This is a genomic window from Nocardia wallacei, assembly GCF_029868745.1.
Classification (GTDB): domain Bacteria; phylum Actinomycetota; class Actinomycetes; order Mycobacteriales; family Mycobacteriaceae; genus Nocardia; species Nocardia wallacei_B.
In genome coordinates this window covers 1-1,065 of record NZ_JARWOP010000348.1, presented here as the reverse complement: position 1 = coordinate 1,065, position 1,065 = coordinate 1, and the positions used below count along the sequence as shown (strand labels likewise).

Genomic DNA, 1,065 nt, shown 5'->3' with positions numbered 1-1,065 from the left:
GCTCTGGTCGAAGAGGTACTCGAGGCTGTGCGGGTTCAGCTGGGGTGGCCGGGAGGGATCCTGCGGTGCCCCAAGGGCTTTCGGGTCGGGCGCGGTGGCGTAACGGGAGCGCGCGGGGCTCTCCTGAGGGATCGCCTCGGGCCCGGTGAGGCCGGTCTCGGTGTTGGCGTCGTCGCGGGGCAGGGGTGCGACGTCCGGGATCGGCTTCGGGCCGGACGGGTCCTGGTTGTTCTCCCGGGAGCGTTCCGGGTCGGCCGGGATGGGTGGTGTGTAGGTGGCGGGCAGAGCGTTCGGCCGCGCCGGTACGGCGGGCTGCTCGGGGTGGGAGATGATCGGGATGGCGTCGGGCGGCGGGTCGGAAGACACCGTCGGTGCGCCCGGGATCACGTAGTCGGTGCCCGGCGGCTGCTGCCATTCGTCGGGACGGTCTTTGCTGCTTCCGAATTCGGGTGCTCGATGCGGATCCGGGACGCTGATCGGCACATGCGGTGTGGCGTCGGCGGGCAGGGGGCCCGGGTACATGTCGGGGACGTCGCGCAGCCCGTCGTCCTCGTCGTCCTGCTGGTCCGCCCCGGCGAGCGGCACCGCCGCCGCGAACGCGGCCAGCGGCCCCGAGGAGACGCCCGAGCCGGGCGGCAACGCACCGGTCGAAGCCGCCGGTCCCAGACCCTGACCCGATGGTGTCGCAGCGCCGGACGCGCTCGTCGCCGGTGACGACTGCGATTGACCGAGCGGTATCGCGGGTGCGGTACCGGGCGGTGTCTCCGTCTGGTTGTGCGGTGTTGTTGCCGTGGTGGGGCCGGGTCTGGTCGGGGGTGGCGGGCCGCCGGGTGGTGGTGCCGCAGGCGCGGGTGGGTTGTGCTGGGCCGCAGTCGGATTCGTGTGTGGTGGCGTGTCTTGGATTGTCGAAGGGACGGTGGAGGAGGGGGTGGTGGGTTCGTCTGGTGGGGCGAGGTTTCCTGCTGCCAGACCGAATGCGGCCGCGGTCGGTGCTGCGGTTGCCGCCGCGGGGGCGGGGGCCGGGGCGGGGGGGGGTTAGGGGGGAGTGGTGGGTTGGCCCCGGGG

The 1,065-nt window shown here is 73.3% G+C and carries 1 pseudogene; it reads right to left on the bottom strand.

Annotation, left to right across the window (positions count from 1 at the left end):
- Window positions 1–639, bottom strand: a pseudogene (locus tag QH470_RS32330) (hypothetical protein); the annotation flags it as partial.
- Window positions 640–1,065: the final 426 nt, after the last annotated feature.